The organism is Streptomyces fildesensis, assembly GCF_016107395.1.
In the GTDB taxonomy this organism is placed as follows: domain Bacteria; phylum Actinomycetota; class Actinomycetes; order Streptomycetales; family Streptomycetaceae; genus Actinacidiphila; species Actinacidiphila fildesensis.
Genome location: NZ_JAAIKO010000006.1, coordinates 212,867 through 232,244 on the forward strand (window position 1 = coordinate 212,867; position 19,378 = coordinate 232,244).

General features: G+C 70.5%; 6 protein-coding genes. All 6 read left to right on the forward strand.

Annotated elements, in window-relative coordinates; genetic code table 11:
- Positions 1-48: 48 nt before the first annotated feature.
- Positions 49-2,892 carry an AAWKG family protein gene (locus tag C6N31_RS12680; RefSeq protein ID WP_198357535.1) on the forward strand — a complete coding sequence of 948 codons (2,844 nt, stop codon included), beginning with the start codon at positions 49-51 and terminating at the stop codon, positions 2,890-2,892.
- 70 nt (positions 2,893-2,962) lie between these two features.
- Complete coding sequence (locus tag C6N31_RS12685; RefSeq protein WP_138355671.1) at positions 2,963-3,475, forward strand: YbaB/EbfC family nucleoid-associated protein; 513 nt, start codon at positions 2,963-2,965, stop codon at positions 3,473-3,475.
- A complete protein-coding gene (locus tag C6N31_RS12690) occupies positions 3,472-3,792 on the forward strand; it encodes a hypothetical protein (RefSeq protein WP_138355673.1) in 321 nt (106 codons plus the stop codon). The genes C6N31_RS12685 and C6N31_RS12690 overlap by 4 nt, the downstream gene beginning before the upstream one ends.
- A 6-nt stretch (positions 3,793-3,798) precedes the next feature.
- Positions 3,799-14,532: a toxin glutamine deamidase domain-containing protein gene (locus tag C6N31_RS12695; RefSeq protein ID WP_198357536.1), complete on the forward strand. Its 10,734-nt coding sequence runs from the start codon at positions 3,799-3,801 to the stop codon at positions 14,530-14,532.
- Positions 14,533-14,644: 112 nt separating this feature from the next.
- On the forward strand, positions 14,645-17,722 hold the full coding sequence (locus C6N31_RS12700; RefSeq protein WP_198357537.1) for a hypothetical protein: 3,078 nt from the start codon (positions 14,645-14,647) through the stop codon (positions 17,720-17,722).
- Between the two features lie 22 nt (positions 17,723-17,744).
- Positions 17,745-19,283, forward strand: coding sequence for a hypothetical protein (locus C6N31_RS12705; RefSeq protein ID WP_198357538.1), 1,539 nt, complete (start codon positions 17,745-17,747; stop codon positions 19,281-19,283).
- Positions 19,284-19,378: the final 95 nt, after the last annotated feature.

Below are 19,378 nucleotides of genomic sequence, written 5' to 3' on the forward strand. Positions count from 1 at the left end.
GCCCGGTCCTTCCGCCCTGTTCCGCATTGCTTCTGGAGACGCACCGTCATGGCAGAGAAAACACCCGCCGACCCCCACACCTGGGAGGGGGCGGTCGCGTTGGTCACCGGCTTCGTCGGACCCACCCGGGAGGAGGTCGGGAAGATACCCGGAAGCAGCGAGATCCCGTGGCTCAAGGTGAACATTTCCAAGAGTTCGCCGTCGACCTCCCACACCTTGACGCTGAAGTACTGCGACGAACCGGACGGGGCGTGGAGTGTGACTCTCCTCGAACCCACCTACAAATACATCACGGTCGACTTTCCGTTCAGCGGGGCGACCCGCGGCCAGGACTTCAGCAACGGTGGCATAGCGGGGGTCTACGACTGGGGGTACGGAAACGCACTGGCCAAGCTCAAGAGCGCTCCGTACACCACCAAGGGATTCTCCGTCGGCCTCGACTACATCGTGGACGACACCGCGGCCGTCGATCTGACGAGCTTCGAGAAGACGGCCAGGGCTTTCGACCGGGCGGGAGAGTTCTTCAGGAAGCACGCGGACACTCTCGCGGCCTGGTCCAAGAGCCTGGGTGAGCCGGAATCGGCCTGGCGGGGAAATGCCGCAGGAATGTTCGCCCATCTGATCGACGAACTCGACACGGCTTATCAGAGCTACCAGAAGCAGTTGGAGCCGACCGGCTGGACCACCACCAACCATTCGGTCACCGACCCCTCGTACTCAAGCCTCACGCTGCAGGGGGACGGGCTGATCCGGGCGCAGATCGCCCTGCACACCTGTGTGGAGACCCTCCAGACCGCATGGGACAAGTGGATCAAAGCCGACAAGGCGACAGTGGCTTCCACGCTGCCGGACGGGACGGCGGGCACATCGGGTGCCCACTACCTGCCCACCAACACCACCACTGTTCTGTTGAACGAAATTGTCGACTGGGTCAATGCGAACAACACCGGGAAGATCCAGTACGGCACGTTCGTCACTACGGGCGAGAGCACGTTCAAGTCCACGACGACATGGGGAAAGCTCAGTGACATGGCCACCTGGAAGGCCATTGCGGACGAGGCGGTCAATCGCTGGAAACTGAACATCAAGGCGCAGCTCGACGCCCAGGTGGTCATCGCTCTGTCCGCGCTCAACGATGCCTGGAACGACATCAGCGACGGCAGCTCCGTCACGGGCGGCGGATTCAATCCGGGCGTGATCCACACGCTGACCCAGGACCTCGCCGACGACGTGACGAAGGGGACTCTCGACGACAAGAAGGACCCGGACGGCAACGACACCAAGGACAAGGACGGGTCCGGCGGGGCGGGCGACAAGGACGATCCAGGCGGTAAGGGCGGCCACATTCCGCCGAATCAGGTGACCTCGCACATCAAGCCGCCCGGCGGTCCCGGTCAGACCATCAAGAACCCGGACGGCAGTACCTCCACCCGTAACCCCGACGGCAGCACCACGACACACAACCCGGACGGCAGCGTGACCGTCCGCAAGCCGGACGGCAGTCAGATCACGACGGAGCGGAACGGGCAGACCCATGCAGGGGGTCCCAACGTGCTGCTCCCGCCCCCGCCGGCGCAGTCGCACATCCCTCCCGGCTCCGACCCGCGCAACCCCCTCAATCCGGGCGGCGGCGGTCCGCGGACGGTACGGAACCCGGACGGCAGCCAGACCACGTACAACCCGGCGGACGGCTCCCGCAGCACGAAGTTCCCCGACGGCACCACCACCACGATCGCCAAGGACGGCACCACCACGACCGTCAACCCGGACGGTGCCACCACGGTGCTGCACAAGGACGGCAGTGAGACCGTCACCTACCCGGACGGCACCCGCACCACCATCACCAAGGACGGCACGTCCAGCACGCACTACCAGGACGGCAGCAGCACCACCCATACCAAGGACGGGAAGCTCGTCACCACCGACGCGTCCGGCCACAGCACGGTCACCCGCCCGCCACCCGGAACCGTGGTCCACAACCCGGACGGCGGCACCACGACCTACAACGCCGACGGCAGCACGACCTCGACGCACATCAACGGGACGAAGACCACCATCGACCCGAAGGGCATCGTCACCACGACGGACCCGGACGGCACCAGGACCGTCTCCGATCTGCAGCACGGCACCTCGACGATCCGCTATGCCGACGGCAGCACGGCCGAGGTGGGCCAGGACGGCAGGGTCACCACGCACCACAAGGACGGCAGCAGCACTGTCCTCGCCCAGGACGGCACGCTGACGACCAAGGACCCGTCGGGCCACAGCACCACGACTCACCTCGGGGCCACCGACGACGGTTCGGCCGGCAACCCGGGCGGTCCCACCGTGCGCCACGGCAACGACGGGTCGACCACGACGACCTATTCCGACGGGACGGTCACCAAGAAGCTGGCGGACGGCACGGTGACCACCACCTATCGGGACGGCAGCACCTACACCACGGCTCCCGACGGCCGGGTGACCACCACACCGTCGAACGCCACCAGACTGCTGCAGGACTCCATGCACCGCAGCGGACCGTTGAACACGCCGATCCCGCTGGGCTCTTCGCATCCGCCGCCCGGCCTGGGAGGCGGCAGCGGACTGTCATCGCGGCCGGCCGGCGCGCCGGGCGAGACCGCCGGCGGGCCGGCGGTCCGCACCACGTCGACGCGTGCGTCCGGCTCGGCACTGGCGGCGGCCGAGGAGGCCGCCGCCCTCAAGGCCGGAGCCCGTCCGGCGACCACCTCCGGATCCGGAATGCCGATGATGCCGCCGGGCGGTGGCGGTGGCGGCGCCCCCGGTGCCGGAACCCAGAGCGACGAACGGGAACGCGTCACCTGGCTGGCGGCGGACGAGGACGTCTGGGGCACCGACGAAGGCGGCGCACCGGCCGTCATCGGACGCTGACCCACGCACCTCCCGTACCCCGCACCGCACAAACCGCACCCCACCGCACCCGCAGTCAGGAGGAACCACCGTGGGCAGTTCCATGGAGGAGAGCATCAACAAGTCGCTCGCCGAGTTCGAGGAGCGCCGCGCCCAGATCATGGAGCTGCAACGCGAGTTCCAGAGCGCAGCGGTCACCTCCACCAGCAAGGACCGGACGGTGGAGGTCACCGTGGACGCACAGGGCGGTATCACGGGACTGCGCTTCCTGAACACGAAGTACCGCACCATGCCGTCCGCCGAACTGGCGGCCGTGCTCATGCAGACGATCGGTGACGCCCGCGCGCAGGTGGCCCAGCAGGTGCTGGAGGCCTTCCAGCCGTTGAGTGGGAAGCAGCTCGGTGGTGGCGGTGCTGGAGGCGGCGGCCTGGACTGGGAGCAGTTGTTCGCACCGCTGCGGGCGGAGGGGATGACCACCCCGCCCGTCCGGCCCCCTTCGGGCAGTGGTCCCGCACGCACCGCACTCTCCGACGAGATCACCGAGGACGACGAACCCGCCGCCCCGGCAGCCCCTTTCCCCACCGACCGGAAGGACGAACGATGAGCGCCCTGAACGCCTCGACCCACGGCATGAAGGCGGGGGCCGTCACGACGAGCGATGTGTCCGCCTATGTCCACGAGATGATCAAAGACTTCACGCAGGGTGTCCAGGGCTGGTCCTCCTACGCGGGCACCGATGAGATCGGCGCCGCGTTCCGCGAGAAGTACGACCAGTCGGGACGCGCACTCGCGGACGCGGTCACCGGCTACGGCACCGCCGTCGAATCCAGTGCCCAGACCGTTCTCGACGGGGCCGCCCGGCTGCAGCACACCCAGAACAACGCGAACGGTGCCATGCCGCACCACAGCGGGAAGAAGTAGCACCCAGTGGCGATCCAGATCCCGTCGGAGTTCAAGTCCTTCATGGAAGTGCTGAGCGGCATGAAGATGCCCGACGGCAACGAGGACAAGATGTTCGCGCTCGCCGGCGTGCACCGGGATCTGGAGAAGCGGCTCAACGATCTGCCACAGATGCTCAACGACTGCGTGTCCTACACCGCCGGCTCGTTCAGCGGCCCGGCCGCGCAGCAGTACCGGGAGGCGATGGCGCCCTTCCTGAACAGCACCGGCATCGACTACATCAAGTCGATGTCGGGACAGGCCGCCATGATCGCCGAGTTCACCTCGGACACGGCGACCCAGATCCAGTACGCCAAGTACATGATCATCGCTCAGTGCATCGAACTGATGCTGGAGCTGGCCATCGCGCTCGCGCTCGCCTTCTTCACCGGCGGCGCCTCGATCCTCGAGTATCTGGCGAGCCGCGCCGTCGTCGAGTTCTTCATGAAGAACATGCTGGCCAGGATCCTCGGCCAGATCCTGCTGCACGAAGTCATCAGCATCGGCATGGGTGCGGCGATGGACAGCATGGTCCAGTGGATCCAGTTGCTGCAGGGCACCCGGGACCACTTCGACACCAAGTCGCTGATCGAAGCGGTGAAGTTCGGTGCCATCCAGGGTCTGATCACGCTGCCGATGGGCGCGGTGGGCGGGCTGCTCGGGAAGGGTCTCGGCAACCTCTTCGGCAAGAACATCTCCAGGGAGATCAGCAACACGGTCGGCAACACCCTCGGGAACAAGGCGTTCGGCAAGGAGTTGGGGGACATCCTCGGCCCCGCGCTGACCCGCGGAAACGGCCCGCTCAGCGAAGCGGCGGCCAACGCGCTCACCAGGAACGTCGGGAAGGCCTTCGCCGACCGGCTGGGCACCGCGGGCGAGCGGGAGATCGCACGCGCAGCAGGTGAGAAGTGGGCGAGAGAACTGCTGGGCAACTTCGGGAAGTCGACGCTGCCCGCCGCTCTGCGTACCTCGCTGGCCGGGCTGGAAGGCGTCATCGGCAAGGACCTGATGAAGGCGCTGAGCAAGGGCGTGCCCGACACGCTCGCCCGCGATCTGGCCCGCTCGTTCGGCAATCACCTCGGCCAGGGCCTGACCGAGGGCGTGACCCAGGTACTGGCCGAGGGCACCTACAACCTCATCTTCGGCGAGAACCACACCTTCGAATCGTCCGCGCTGACCTTCGGCTCCGGTGTGGTCGGGGGCCGGCTCGGGCATCTGGCGGAGACCGCCGGCAGTCATATCGGCGTCGGGCTCCACGAGAAGGTGTTCGGCGGATCACCGCAGGCAGCGGGCATCGGTACCCCTCCCACAGGGCTCACGGCGGGCTCCGGGAACGGCGGGACAGCGGCCGCCGCGACGACCGGCGGCGACACGACCACGACACAGGCCCCGACCACGACCGGCGATTCCACCACCGGAACGGGGACCGACGAGACGCTCCCCGTGCTTCCCCTCAGTGAAGTGACGGACAGCGACTGGGAGGAGTACTGGGGTGCGCCGGACGCTCATTCCGGCGCGGATGACTCCACGATGGACAAGGGCGACGGGGAGAGCAGCCCTCCTGTTCCCGTCATGGCGGCACCGATCGCCGTTCCCACGGCCTCCGGACCGGCCAGCTCGACTACTCCTACGACCCCGACGACCGCAACCCCGGGGAACGCGGGCCGGACCGTATCCGGACAGCAGGAGAAGCCCGGCGGCACCCCCGTCGCCGCGGAGACTCCCGGCAGCACCGGCACCGGCACCGGCAGCGGTACGTCCGAGGGCGGCGAGAGCTCGCCGACGCCGATCACCACGACGGACTCCTCGCCGGACCTGAACCCGGACGTGACGCCGGATGGAACCCCGGACGGGAATCCGGACGGGACGCCGGATTCCCCCCGGGTTCAGCCGGACACCGAGTCGGGGGAGCTGCAGTACCTCGCCGTCGGAGACGATCACCACACCGCGCCGCCGGAAACCGAGGCGCCCGTCTCCGTGGCCACGACGTCGGCGAACGACCCCACAAGGCCGCCCACCACGCCACCGACCGAGCCCCCCGCCGCCGTACAGCCACCGCCGACCAGGATGCTGGGAGCCCTGCCGGGCACCCAGACCGCACACGTGCCGGATGTGACCACGCCGCAGGATCACTCCCAGACCCCCGTCGTCACGGCGACGCCGGACGTCGCCGTCGTGCAGCCCCCCGTTCAGCCCCCGGTGCAGGCCCCGCCGCTCCTGCGGATCGCCGGCCGCTACTACGTGCCCACCGAGGGCCCGAGGGCGGGCGAATACACGTGGCAGAGCTACGAGGACTCGGCGACGGTGAAACTGCTGGGGCCGAACGGCGCGGAGGGCCTCACACCCGACAAGGTCACCGACTGGTTCGCGGAACACGGCATCGCGCTGCCGCCGGGTGGTATCCGGGACGCCCTGGACCACTTCCTCTACGACACCGCGCGGGACGCTCCCGTCGTCTACACACCTGATCAGGCGCGGCAGTTCAGGACGGAACTCGCCGCCCAGTCCTCGGCGAAGCACGCCGAGGCGCAGGAGCGGGTCCTGGAGGCGGTGTCAGGGCTCGCCAGGAGGATCACCGAGACGTATCCACCGGAAGAGCACGTCTACATCGGGCTCGGACGCAGTCCGGGCGCGGTGATCGCGGCACTTCAGGTGCACGCGACCACGGAGACCCAGGCCCACTCGATACCCCTGTCGGCGTTCCGCCCGGGGCCGGAGAGCCCCGGCTCGATCCAGTACCAGGCGTTCCTGCAGGGGCCCCAGCGCATACCGTCGGCTCCCTTGACGCTCGAACAGCGGGACATGCTGTTCGCTCACTTCGACGAGTTCGTCCCCGAGATCCCGCTCGGCAAGAGCGTGGTGCTTATCGACTACACCCAGGGCGGCCTCTCCCTGTTCGCGGCCGAACGGTTGCTGGGTGAGTACTTCGTCGACAAGGACCGGACCGACGTCGTCGTCAACTCCCTCGCCCTGCACCAGGACATCAACACGGACAGCATCCACCGCACCTACGCCGGGATCGGCAAGCCCCGGGGCATGTTCCAGGACCCCGGCGACTGGTTCGCGAACACGTCGGCCCGCGAGGAGTGGGCACGGCGGGTCGAACTGCTCTCCCTCCGGGCGGACGGAGAACTCGGCCCGGACGGAAAGGTGCTGGGGGAGTCCTTCAAGCACGAGGCGTTCGACGGGCTCTCCGAATTCGGCTCGTACAAACTGCTGGAAGTGGACCCGGCGACCTTCGATGCGGAGCGGCCCCGGCGCGTGGACGGTGAGCAGGCGACGGGCTACCACCAGACGCTCAAGCGCCAGCTCGGGGAGAACCAGGACGCCCCCGCCCCGATCCACACCACCAGCGAGGAGCCGACGGCACCGACCGCTCTCCACAGCCCTGACCAGGTGGGCGCCACACACCCGGACTCCCCGCACCCCGCGCCGGATTTCGGCGACCGGCAGGTGGTGTTCAAGGGTTCCGTGCAGGAGCAGATCCGGCAGGTGACGGAACGGTATCCGTGGCTGCCGGACGTGAACCCGCACCGGGACACGATCGAGGAGGCGCGGACCAACTGTCTGCTGACCGCGATCGCCACCGACATGTCACTGGCGGAGAACGTCGGCCACCAGGCGCCGCCCGCGGAGCTGAGTCCGGCCGACCATCTGGCCAACTACCGGCAGGACCGCCCTCCGCTGGCCGTGCACTCGTACGAGGACGTGGTGGCGGCGATGCACCAGGCCGGCCCCGGCGCGCGCGGCATGGTCGTCATCGGGACCGCCGGCGACCCCGTCGCGCACGTCCTCAACGTCGTTCACGACGAGAACGGCATCGTCTTCCTCGACGGCCAGACCGGCCTTCTCGCCGATCTCCCGCATGCCCCCGACCGGCTGGAGTTCTTTCCCACCCACGGCGATTTCAGCGAACCGACCACCCCGCACCATGAGGGCGTACCGGACGGCGGAAGCGGGCCACTGGGCGCCATCGTCAGCAAGAACCGCTGGCCGGCGGAGGTGCCGTCCGAGAAGCAGTGGAAGAGCTCGTCGAGTGTGGCGCTGGCGTCCCGGCCGGACGCGCTGACCGCCCTCGACCACGCCGTCACCGCCTTCCACGCCGCCCCGTCGGCCACACCGTCCGAGCGCCGGAGCCGGCTCGACGCCCTGCAGACGGCCGTCGAGAGCTGGGAGGACAAGCACCGGACGTTCACCGGCGAGGAGATCACCGAGAAGCGGGTGGGCGCGGTCCGGGACCTGCGCGGCTCGGTGGACGCGGCGCGGGTGCGGCTGGCTCTTGACCTGCGGGGTCCGCAGGCCGGCGACCCCCTGCCGTTCGTGGAGTACCGCCGGGTGGCCGTTTACTCCGCCGGTGCCATGACCGAGCGGGACGGGACGTTCCTGGGGGAGTCGAGGACGGACTACGAGGCGGCGAGGCAGGAGCTTCCCGGCTCGGCCCGCGAGGCCGACATCCGGGTCCGGATGCTGGAGACCAGGATCCGGGAGGCCCACGCCGACTTCGTGCGCAAGCAGGAGGCGCATCCGCCGGGTGAGGACCTGCTGGGTCTGTTCACCGCGCCCGAGTGGTTCTTCAAGCGACCGGAGATCCCCTTCACCCTCGGGGAGAAGGAAATGATCATCACGTCGATGCTCAACCTGAGCGCGGAACTCCCCGGGCTGCTGATCGTGCCCGGATCGACGGTGTGGTCCGAGCCGGGCACGCCCGGGAGCGTTGCCACCGACGGGCAGGTCTTCCGCGGCGACACCACGTTCAAAGCCGGTACGTCCGCTGTGCTGAACGGACGGCTGGTCCATGAGACGACGAAGAAGTCCGAGGGCATGGACGTCACGGGCTATACGCCGGACCGGGATACCCGCCGGACCATGGGCCCGGACCGGGCGGCCGTCGCGCAGAAGCGAGGTGAGGACTTCGCCCATGACTTCAACCGCGCGGGATCCGGCGTCACCGACACGGCGGCCTTCACCGTCGGAAACCGGACGATCACCGTCGAGATCTGCCTCGACCACGCCAAGAACCGGGCGTTCGACGAATTGAGCGCAGCCCCGAAGGCCGATCTCCAGATCGTTGTCTCGCACGGCGCCGCACTCACCCGTTCCGCCCTGCGGGCGGGCGGTATCGCCGTCCACAACGATGCTTCGGACCACTCCGGGAACACGGCCGGCGCCGTCCGCTCGGTGCACCGGGTCGACGACGAGGCCATGGTGCACTTCCCGCGGCCGCCGGGGAATGCCAGGCCGGCGACGGAGGTGCGTGAGTTCCACACGTACGCCGACGTGCGCAACCTCGACATGGGCATCCACGACCTGCCCGGCGCTGCCCAGCACCTCCTGGGTGCCGTGTCCGGCGGCCACCACGTGCCGACGGTGGGAGCGGAACCGGATCTGGGCACGCAGCGCGTCGTGCACGGGGGCTCGTCCGACCAGCTGACCCGCGCCGGGCTGGTGGAGCGGCACTATCCGTGGCTGCCGGGCGTGAACCCGTTCCGGGACACGATCGAGCAGGCCCGGACGAACTGTCTGCTGACCGCGATCGCCACCGATCTGTCGCTGTCCGAGGGCGTCGGCCACCAGGCCCCGCCCAGCGAGCTCAGCCCTGCCCACGACCTGGCCAACTACCGGGACCGCCCGCCGGTCACCGTCACCTCGTACGCGGAGGTCGTGGCGGCGATGCACCAGGCAGGGCCCGGGGCCCGGGGCATGGTGGTGGTCGGGACCGCCGGCGATCCCGTCGCGCATGTCTTCAACGTGGTCCACGACGAGAACGGTGTCGTGCTCCTCGACGGCCAGACCGGGCGTCTCGCCGACCTCCCGCCCGCGCCCGACCGGCTGGAATTCCTCCCCACACACGGCGACTTCCCCGAGCGGGACCCGTCGCCGCACCACGTGGCGGACGCGGGCGGCGACGAAGGACGGGAGGGGCCGCTCGGTGCGACGGACCGGGACAACCCGTCGGTCAGCACGCCGCCCAGGATGCCGTCCACCGCCGAGTGGAAGGCGTCCTCGGAGGTTTCGGGCTCCTTGAGGTCGCGGCGACTGCGGGACATCGATGCCGCTCTCGACGCCTACCACGCACCGTCCGGATCGGAGCGGACAATCACTCCGCAGGACCGGCTGAGCAGGCTCGGCACTGTACAGAAGGCCATCGAGGCCTGGGAGAGCACGAAACGGGACTTCACCGGAGCAGCCGTCGTCAGCGACCGTTCCGGCGCGGTCGCCGGGCTGCGGGGGTCGGTGGACGAGGTCCGCAGGAACCTCACACTCGAACTGCGGTCGTCCCTCGCCCCCGATCCGGGTCCTGCCCGGCGGTTCGAGCGGATCGCCGTCTACGGGGCCGGCGCCATGACGGACCGGAACGGTGCCTTTCTCCGTGAGTCGGAGGCCGCGCACGACCGCGTCATGACACGACTGCCCAGCACGGCCACCGAGGTCGACATCCGCATCGAGATGCTGAGCGACCGGGTCCGCGAGGCGCACCGTGATTTTCTGGTGCGGCAGCGGTCGGAGGCCGACCCGGACGCCCTTCTGGGGCTGTTCACCGCCCCCGAGTGGTACTTCAAGCGCCCGAAGATCCCGTTCACCCTGGGCGAGAAGGAAATGATCATTACGTCCATGGTCGCCCTGAGCCGGGAGCACCCGGATCTTCTGATCATTCCCGGGTCGACGGTGTGGGCGGAGCCGCACCCTTCCGGGAACGGCATCGTCATCAAGGCCGGATCGTCCGCGGTGCTGAACGGCCGGCTGGTCCATGAAACGACCAAGATGCGGGAGGGACTCGACGTCGACGGCTATACCCCCGGCCGGGAGGACCGCGCCGACTGGAAGGAGGACCGGAAGCGGCAGGCGCAGGCCCTGGCCAACGATCTCTACAACGGGTTCAACGCCGCGGGCAGTCAGGTCACCGACAGAGCCACGTTCACCGTCGGCAATCGCACCATCGCTCTGGAGATCTGCCAGGACCACAACAACCGGCGCGCGGTCAACGAGCGGACTCCCGCCGATGTCCAGATCCTCGTGGCGCACGGCTCCGATCTCCGCAACTCCGCTCTCCGGGACGGTGGCATCGGCGTCTTCAACGACGCCACCGACCACAGCACCATCATCGAGGACCCCAAGCCCGTGGGGGCGATGCGTCAGGTGAAGGTCGCCGACGGCGCCGGACGCCCGAACGCCTCCAGACTCCTGACGAACCGCACGCGATTCATCGAGTACGGCGATGTGGACTCCCTCTACATGGGCGTCTACGACCTGCCGGCGAACCCGGACCCCGTCCCGGGCGCCGTCGCGGAACCGGTTCCGGACACCGTTTCCTCCGACGGCCTGCTCGGCAGTGTCTGGAACATGAGCACACTCTCCTCGGAACTGCCGACGGAGACCGGCGGTCCCGGTTCCACGACGGTTTCCACCCGTCCCGGTTCCCTCGCCGACGAGACGTTCCTCGCCATCATCGGCGGCCAGGACACGGCAGCCCCGGAACACCCACAGGGCACGAAGCGACTCCGCGACGCGGACCCGGACGCGCACACCGATCCGTCGCAGGAGACGCCACCGGCCAAGCGCCCGTACACCGACGCCCCCCAGGGCGACCGGGGACTCATCGACCGCGGACTCGTGCCGCCCACCCCGGAACAGCACCGTGCCCTGAACGACCACGTCGCCTCGCTGAACCTCGCCGACGGCCAACTGCCGCACGTCACCTCCGAGTTGCTGCGCTTCGTCGCACCCACCGAGGACCGGGCGAACTGTCTGGAAGCGAACCTGTCCCTCTGGGACACCCTCGACGGCCGCCCCCGTGCGGCCGGCACGCTGCCCGGCAGCAGCCCCGAGCGGCTCGCCGTCTGGTCCCTGAGCAAGCTCCAGGGTCCCGCCTGGCACTTCGGCGAGGGCCCCCAGGGCATGGAGCAGGTCCGCACGCTCGTCCGTGACGGCGGCCCCGGCACCCGTGCTCTGGTGCTCGTCGCCGGAAACGGTGAGGTCGGGCACGCCGTCACGGTGCTGCACACCGCCGACGGGCGGATCCAGCTGATCGACCCCCAGCAGCGGACCGTTCACGACATCACGCAGGGCGACACCACCCCGCCGCTGCCCGACGACTCGTCGCGGCACAGCGTGTGGGCGCACGTCCGTGACGGTGACGGCATGCTGCTCAGGGGTGAGGGACAGTACGACGAGTCGCTGTACCACGACCATGCGGAAGGCACGTCGGGCCGTGACTTCGGCATGCTGCCCGGCGGGGAGGGCGAGGGCCTGCAACGGCTCTTCCCCCGGCGGCCGGCCGTCGAGCTTCCCGGCTGGAAGGCAGCCGCCGAGTCGTTCGAGACCCGGGTCGCGAAGCACGCCTACCGGCTGAGCAGGGGTGCCGGCCCCGCTCTGGACACCAACTCGCCGGTCACCAAGGCCCTCGCACGGCTCAAGAACGGGCTTGACGAGTTCTTCGGTACCGCGTCGGCGGCCGTATCCCTGCGGCCGTTCCTCAAGAATGACCGTGGCAGTGCGGGCCAGATCCAGCGCACCGGTCTCGCCGACGGCCATGTCGTGGAAATGCTGACGGGCGGAAATCCGCGGGAGAAGTTCACCGCCTTCTACAACGCCGCCTATTACGCCTCCAACGCGGGAACTCCCGCGGAGGACCGCGGGTTCAAGAAGGCCCTGATCGAACTGATGAGGACCGAGGACTGGGCCGCCGCGGGAAGAATGGGACTCGACGTCGACGCGTTGAAGTCCTACCGGGCGCAGCTGTACGGACCGCGGCGGGAGAACCTCCACGGTTTCCTGGAGCGGGCGCTCCCCGGGCAGGCCTACATGTTCGCCAACGATCCCTTCGCGCTGGGCAATCTGATCCTGTCGAAGGACGGTGCGACCTCGAGCCTGGTCGAGATGGTGCTCAGCCAGATATACCGCACGGCCCGCCCGGTGGACGACCACGAGTTCGGTTCCGGGAAGCTCACACCGGCTCAACTGGAGCGGCACAAGGCCGAACTCAGCGCGCGGGAACTGCGCTTCCTCCAGGACCATCAGGAGCTGGTCCGCATTCTCGGGGTTGACCTCGCCGCCGCCGAACTCGCCACCGTCCCCCGACTGCCCAACGGACTGCCCGACATCGAACAGATCATGCGCGATACGCCGGGGGCGGTGAACGTGAGGTACCGGGCGTCGGTGGAGCTGCCCGGAGCCTTCGAGAGCCATTTCACCCTCCACGAAGTGACGGTCCTGGTGGAGGCGCGGATGCGGCCGCGGGAAGGTGACCTCCCGCCGTTCATCAACGGACTTCCGGTCTCGGGGCCGGAACTGCCGCTGAGGTCGATCGGAGGCGAGGCCTACTACACGCTGGCCGAGTCCCGCTGGACCCGGGACATGGAGCAGCGCGGCATCCCCGTGATCGCGGGACTGTCCGGCACCACGACGAGAATGCTCAGCGCGTTCCAGTGGCTCAATGTCAGCGGCGCGACCCAGGCGGAATTCCTGGTCGGCCTCATCGGCTGGATGCGCCTGCACAACGACCACTCGCTGTACGAGATCCTGCGCGGCGCGCAGATGGCCGGTTTCGAGGGGGAGGGCGGCCGGAAGTTCGACCTGACCGACGCGGCGTCGATGTACCGCAGCCTCAGCGCGCTCGGACCGGCCTTCGACATGCGGACCTTCCGCGAGATACCCGTGGCCGACCGGCTGGGACCGGACAACCCCGACCCGATCCCCTGGCGGTACGGCCTGCTGCCGCACGAACTCCTCTACCGCGATGCGGCGCACAGCCCCGAAGGGTTCCTGGCGCTCGAGCGTGATCCGCTCGATCCCCAGGCGGACGATCCGCTGGAGCTGGCGACGGATCTGACACGGGAGCTGTTCGAGGAGAGCGTGACCCCCGGAAGTTCGGGAAACACCGAACTCGCCGACTGGTTCACCGCCCACCACCTCGATGCGGCGGACCTCGTGGTGACCTTCAACAAGGCGCACATCATCGCGCTGCTCGCGTACACCGGAAGCAACCACACGCTGATCAACCTGGCGATCGAGAGGCAACTTGGCGCGGACAGCAGGGTTCCGCTCCTGGACTCGATCTCGGTCGCCGCTCGCCTCAAGCTCCGGGGTTTCGTGGCCAAGGAACTGGCGGGGACGGATCCGGAGCTCCCCAGCATGTTCTTCCACGACCGGGCCGTGGCCGAGAACATCAGGGACTTCCACGCGGCTCCCGCGACCGACCTCGTGACGAGAGGCAGGCTCGAAGCGGAGCTCTACGCGAGGGTCGACGAACTCCTGCCCCGCATCGTCAAGGAGGCCAAGCTGCACGCCGACATGGCCGTGGAGGCGCTCCGTATCCTTCCCGGCGCCACCGCCGGACCCTTGTGGCGCGGTGACTGGGCGGCCGGCGCCGACACGACGTCACTCGGGGTCCTGGGTTCGCTGATGTTCACCTATTCCGGCGACACCGTGACGACCAGCAGCATCGCGAGCAGCAGCACCGACCATGACGTCGCGCTGGGCTTCGCGACCGACAACCCTTTGCTGCCCATGACGCACCGCGTGCTCCTGGAGATCACGCCGAACGGAGCCAACGGGCGGGACATCCACCCCTTCTCCGCGATCGACGGGGAGGGGGAGGTCACCTTCCTCCCCGGTGCCCGGCTCCGGATCACCGGGCGGGAGTGGCGAACGAGGTACGTCCCAGGGCCGAACGGCGCGCTGGAGCCACGGAAGTACGAGCTGATCACCTTGACGGAAGTGTGATCCGCCGCGCGCACGGTCGTACGCACACCATCGCAGGCACCGGACATCGGAGTACACGCATGACAACTGGCCGCCACGGCTGCCGCCCGCGCGTCGGACCGCGGAGCGTCGTATGACGCCGCGATGTCCCGCGCTGCCGCGCTGGTTCGGTGCGGCGGAGCGGCCGCAACCAGGAACCGACGGAACACCGGACGCTGCCGCCGGTGCCCCCGCCCCGGCGATCGGCCGACCCACCGCGGTCGCCCTGGCAGCCACCGGCCCGGGCACCGGCGAACCGGAAGCGTGCGCACCCGGCACACATCGGCTCGGCAGCACCGTGCTGCTGTGCGACCCCGGGGCCGCAGCCGAGCAGACCGACGCGCTGATCGCGCTGGCCGGCCGCGTCGAGCCGGTGCCCGGGCTGCCGACGGTGCTGGTCGCCGTGCCCGATACGGCGGCCGACGCCCTCTGGCCCGCGCTGGGCGCGGCACTGCGGCGGCTGACGGACGAGGGCTGCGAGCGCGTCCGGCTCGTGATGTCCGGAGCGGCGGCCGGGCGGCCCGGCCATGCCTCGCCGGCCCAGCAACTCGCCGACGCCTGGCGGCTCACCGTCGTGGCGCCCGACGCGCCGGCGGTCGTGACACCCGGCGGCACCCTCTTCGTCCCCGACCCCGCCTCTCCCGGCGGCGGTTGGTGGGAATGCGCCCCCGGTCTCCCGCCCGCGCCGCTCGGCCGGCGGCACCCGGCCCCGGCCTGGCAGTCCGACATCGCCAGGATCGGGACCCGTGACGTCGGTGGCTGCGTCGTCGAACAGATACCCGCGGGCCTGCTTCTGCGACCCGCCGAGTCGTCCGCCGCGGCGGCGGGCGACCTGGCCTTCGCGGTGCCCGCCGACGCGGACCGCCCCACCCTGCTCGTCGGCAGCGCCCGCAGCCGCCCCGTACCCGCCGGGGATCTCGCCGAACTGCTCGCTGCGCTGCCGGCCCGGTCCCGCACCGCCCTGCGGCTGGCGCCCGCCGACCACCGGGACCTGCTCCCGGCCGCGTACGAGGTGGCGGACCTGCTGGGCGCGGACATCGAGGTGCTGACGGGACTGCCCCTCGCCACGTCCACCACCAGTGCCGCACCGGAGGCAGCGGAGAGCGCGACGCGGAAGACGGCGGTCCGGCGGACGCAGGTGCTGGTCGGCGGGGTCGACGGGGCCGCGCTCTGGCGCCCCTTCGTCGAGTCGGTGTCCTGCGCCCCTGTCGGTGCGGACGGCATCCGCCCGCCGGACTCGCCGATGTCCTGGCGGAGCCCGCCCATCCGCGGGGCCCGCCCCATCGGCGACGGCACCTTCGATCTGGGCGACGGCTGGAACGTCCTCCTCACCCGCTGGGGCCTGTGGTTCGGCGCCGGGGACGGGCTTCCCACGGATCTCGGCGCCCGGCCGGTGAACCCGGAGACCGCGGTGGTCGTCGTGTCCGCGGCCGGTACCGAGTCCGCCCAGGACGCGACGTTCTGGCTGGCGCTGACCGATGTGCTGGACGCGTTGGAACCGGACTTCCGCGACCACGCCCTGCTGACGGCCGAGGGCGCCTTCACTTTCCAGGACCGGCACGCGCTGCGCCGACTGGCGTCCGGCCGGCGGTTCACCCTCGCGGCGGACCAGCCGAGGGGGCACGGTTTCCCGACCGCGCGCAACGAGGCCGCCGCCGTCACCGGGGCGGTACGGCCGGAACGCGGGACAGCGCCCGAACCACTGCCGACCTCCGCTGCCGCGCCTCCCACGGGAACGGTGGCCGAGCCGGCCGCCGCCGTGGCGGCCCGCTCGGTCACCGTTGCGACGTGCGGAGTTGCGGCCGTCGCCCAGGTCGCCTCATCCCAGGCATCGCTGAGCGCCCAGCCGGCCGCGTCGCCGTCCGCCACCGGCGGTGCAGCGACCCGGGAGGAAGTGTCGACGGCGGGCCGCACCGTCGTTCCCGCCCTGTCCGTGGGACATCGCCTGGAGAACGCCCGGAGCAAAGGACGATCCGAGCTGCCTGCATCCGTCCTGGCCTCGACGGCGGAGCCGCTCGTCGCACCGGACCGGACGGCTTCGCCGAACTCCGTGCCCCTCACGGGCGGGGAGTCGCCGGCGCGGGAGCCGGACGGGCAGGCAGCGGCGACACCCCCGGCGCCGGTACCCCTGACGACCAGCAGCGCCACCGTGCCCTCCTTCGGCGGGGCACAGGCGTCCGTGACCGAGCCCGCGGTAGCCGCGACGGGCGGTCCCGCGACCGCTGCGGCATCTGCGGCTGCCGTGGCCGCACCGGTAGTCCGGTCGGCCGCACCGGTCCCGTCGTCCCCGGCGTCGACGCCGTCCCGGGTGTCGCCACTCCCAGTGTTGCCATCCTCGACGCCGGCACTCCCGGTGAGTGCGCCTTCGTTCTCCCCTCCCGCCGCGGAGTCCGAAGCGGTGCAGGCGGAGTCCTGGCCCGTACCGGCCTGCACCGCTGCCGACCGGGCAGCCCTTCGTGACCTGGTCGGCGACCGCTGGGAGCGGCATGCGGGCGCGGTATCCCGGGCGATGGTCCGGATGCCGGCACTGCGGGCCCGTGACGAGGACGTGGCCAGGGTCGAACTGGGCGCCGCGCACCTCTTCCTGGGTTCCGGCGACGCCGATCCGTTCGGCCCGGAAGCCCTGGTGGCGGGCATGCGGCGCGCAGACGCGGGGACCGCGGCCTATTGGGCCTGTCTGACCGCCGGACTGCGACGGCTGCCGGTGTACCGCGGCCCGGTGCTGCGAGCCTGGGACCCCGGCACCGATCCGGCCGGCGGGCAGGAAACCGGCGGATCGCTCCTGGTGCGGGAACCCGTCACCGCGCTGCCCGCAGCCTCCGCCGCCCGGTACCTTCCGGCAGCGGTGGGGCGCTACGCGGTCCACACCACGACCGGTCGCCGCACCGGCGCCCTGCTGGGTGCGCCGGACAGCGGCGGCGCTCCCGAACAGATCGTCATCCTGCCGGGCACCCGGCTGCTCGTCTGCGCCGTCCACCCGGCCACCGGAGAACTCCCCGGGCGGCTGCTGCTCCATGAGACCCCGTCCGGCGCCGGCGGACGATCGCTGCCCGCCGCGACTCTCTCCCGGCTGGAGGAGGCGGCCCGCTGCGGCACCGACGTCGCGTCCTCCGCGACCGCCTGGCCGCGGCAATGCACCGGCCGACTCGGCTCGTACCTCTCCGCCTCGTAACCCTGGAAAGCAGGTCAGCACCATGAGTACCTCTACACCCCGGACGCCTGAGAACGAGTCAGGTGACGGAGGCGGACGTCCGGCGACGAGCGGGGAGTCAGGTGCCGAGCAGGCACGCCCCGCCGTGCTGCACGCCGCCGTGCTCCCCGTCGTCAGCGGTGAACCGGGCGCGGGCGCGCTGCTCGGCGCGGCGATGCCGGGTGCCGGTATACCGGCGGTGGCCGCCGCGACCGCTGCCGCGACCGCCGCTGCCGCGACCCCATCGACCTCTGCTACCCCATCGACCTCCGCGACCACAGCCGCGGTGCCGGTCGCTCCGGCCACCGTGGCCGCTGCCGTCACCGCGCCGGATCCTGCGACCGGCACCGTCCCCGCGTCCGCGTCCGCAGCGACCGGGGAGCGGGAGCCGGCCGCGGCAGCCGCGAGTGCTTCGGAAGGCGCGACCGCTGAGGCGACGGCTGCCGCGACCGCGACCGCAACGGCGGAGGGCGAGGCGGAAGGCGAGGCCGAGGCGGCCGCTGTGGCCGCGGGCGGTACGGGGAGCGGTCCGCGTGGGTTGCTGGCTTCTGTGCCGGGCCGTCCGGGCAAGCCCATGCTCGCGGCGGCCGCCGTGGTGGGTCTGCTCCTGGTCGCGGTGCCGTTCCTCGTCTCGGGCTCGGACGACGCTCCCGCCAAGAACACCGCCAAACTCGCCGACGGCAGCCCGATCGGCCCCGACAGCACGCTGCCGGGCCTGGTCCCGGGCACGCAGTCCTCCGCATCGCCCGGGACGACCGGTAATCCGGGCGGGGCGCCCACCCAGGCCACAGCCGGCGGTCCGCCGCAGGCCGGCGCACCGGCGGGTGACGCGCCCTCGGGCCAGGGCAACACCAACCGGCAGGCATTGCCGGACGGGCCGCCGCAGACGTCCGGTTCCGGCGGCTCCTCCGGCTCCGCCAGTTCCGGAGGCGCGTCCGGCGCGGCGCCGAACGGCTCCACCGGCGCCCCGCAGGGCCGGCCGAGCGGCAGCGGCACGACGGGCCCCGCCAACTCGCGTCCGGCGGCTTCCGTACCGGTCTTCAGCATGCTGATCGGTCCCGGTTGCGGAAGCGGCGGACTGACTGTGAAGGGCACGTACAAGGACGGCACCAAGGGCTGGCGGTACGGCAGTTCCGGCTGGATCGGCAACGGCTGCGACGGTGATTTCAACGCCATGCCGATGAGCGGTTCCGCGACCAAGGCCGACAGCGGCCAGTACGCGAGCTGGCTGTTCTCCACCGGCTCGGTGAAGAGCGGGACGTGCACGGTCTATGTGTACGTCCCGTCGTCGAAGGACATCACCATGGTGGGCGGCAACCCCGCCCACTACGCGGTCCGCGGATCGTCCTCCAGCGACCACCTCGGGTACTTCAAGATCGACCAGGCCGCGAATCCCGGCCGCTGGGTCAACGGGGGTACGTACAACATCGCGACGCCCCGGCTCGAAGTCTTCCTGGACAACCGGGGCGTGGACTGGGGCAGTGGCAACACGAACCGTCACATCGCCGTCGGCCAGGTCAAGGTGGACTGCAAGGGCAGGTGAACGACGTCCGGCCCGGCGGTACGGCACGAGCCGTTCCGCGGACCGGACGGGACGGCTTCCCGGCGGCGGCGGTGAAATCGCCGGCCCGGACGTCC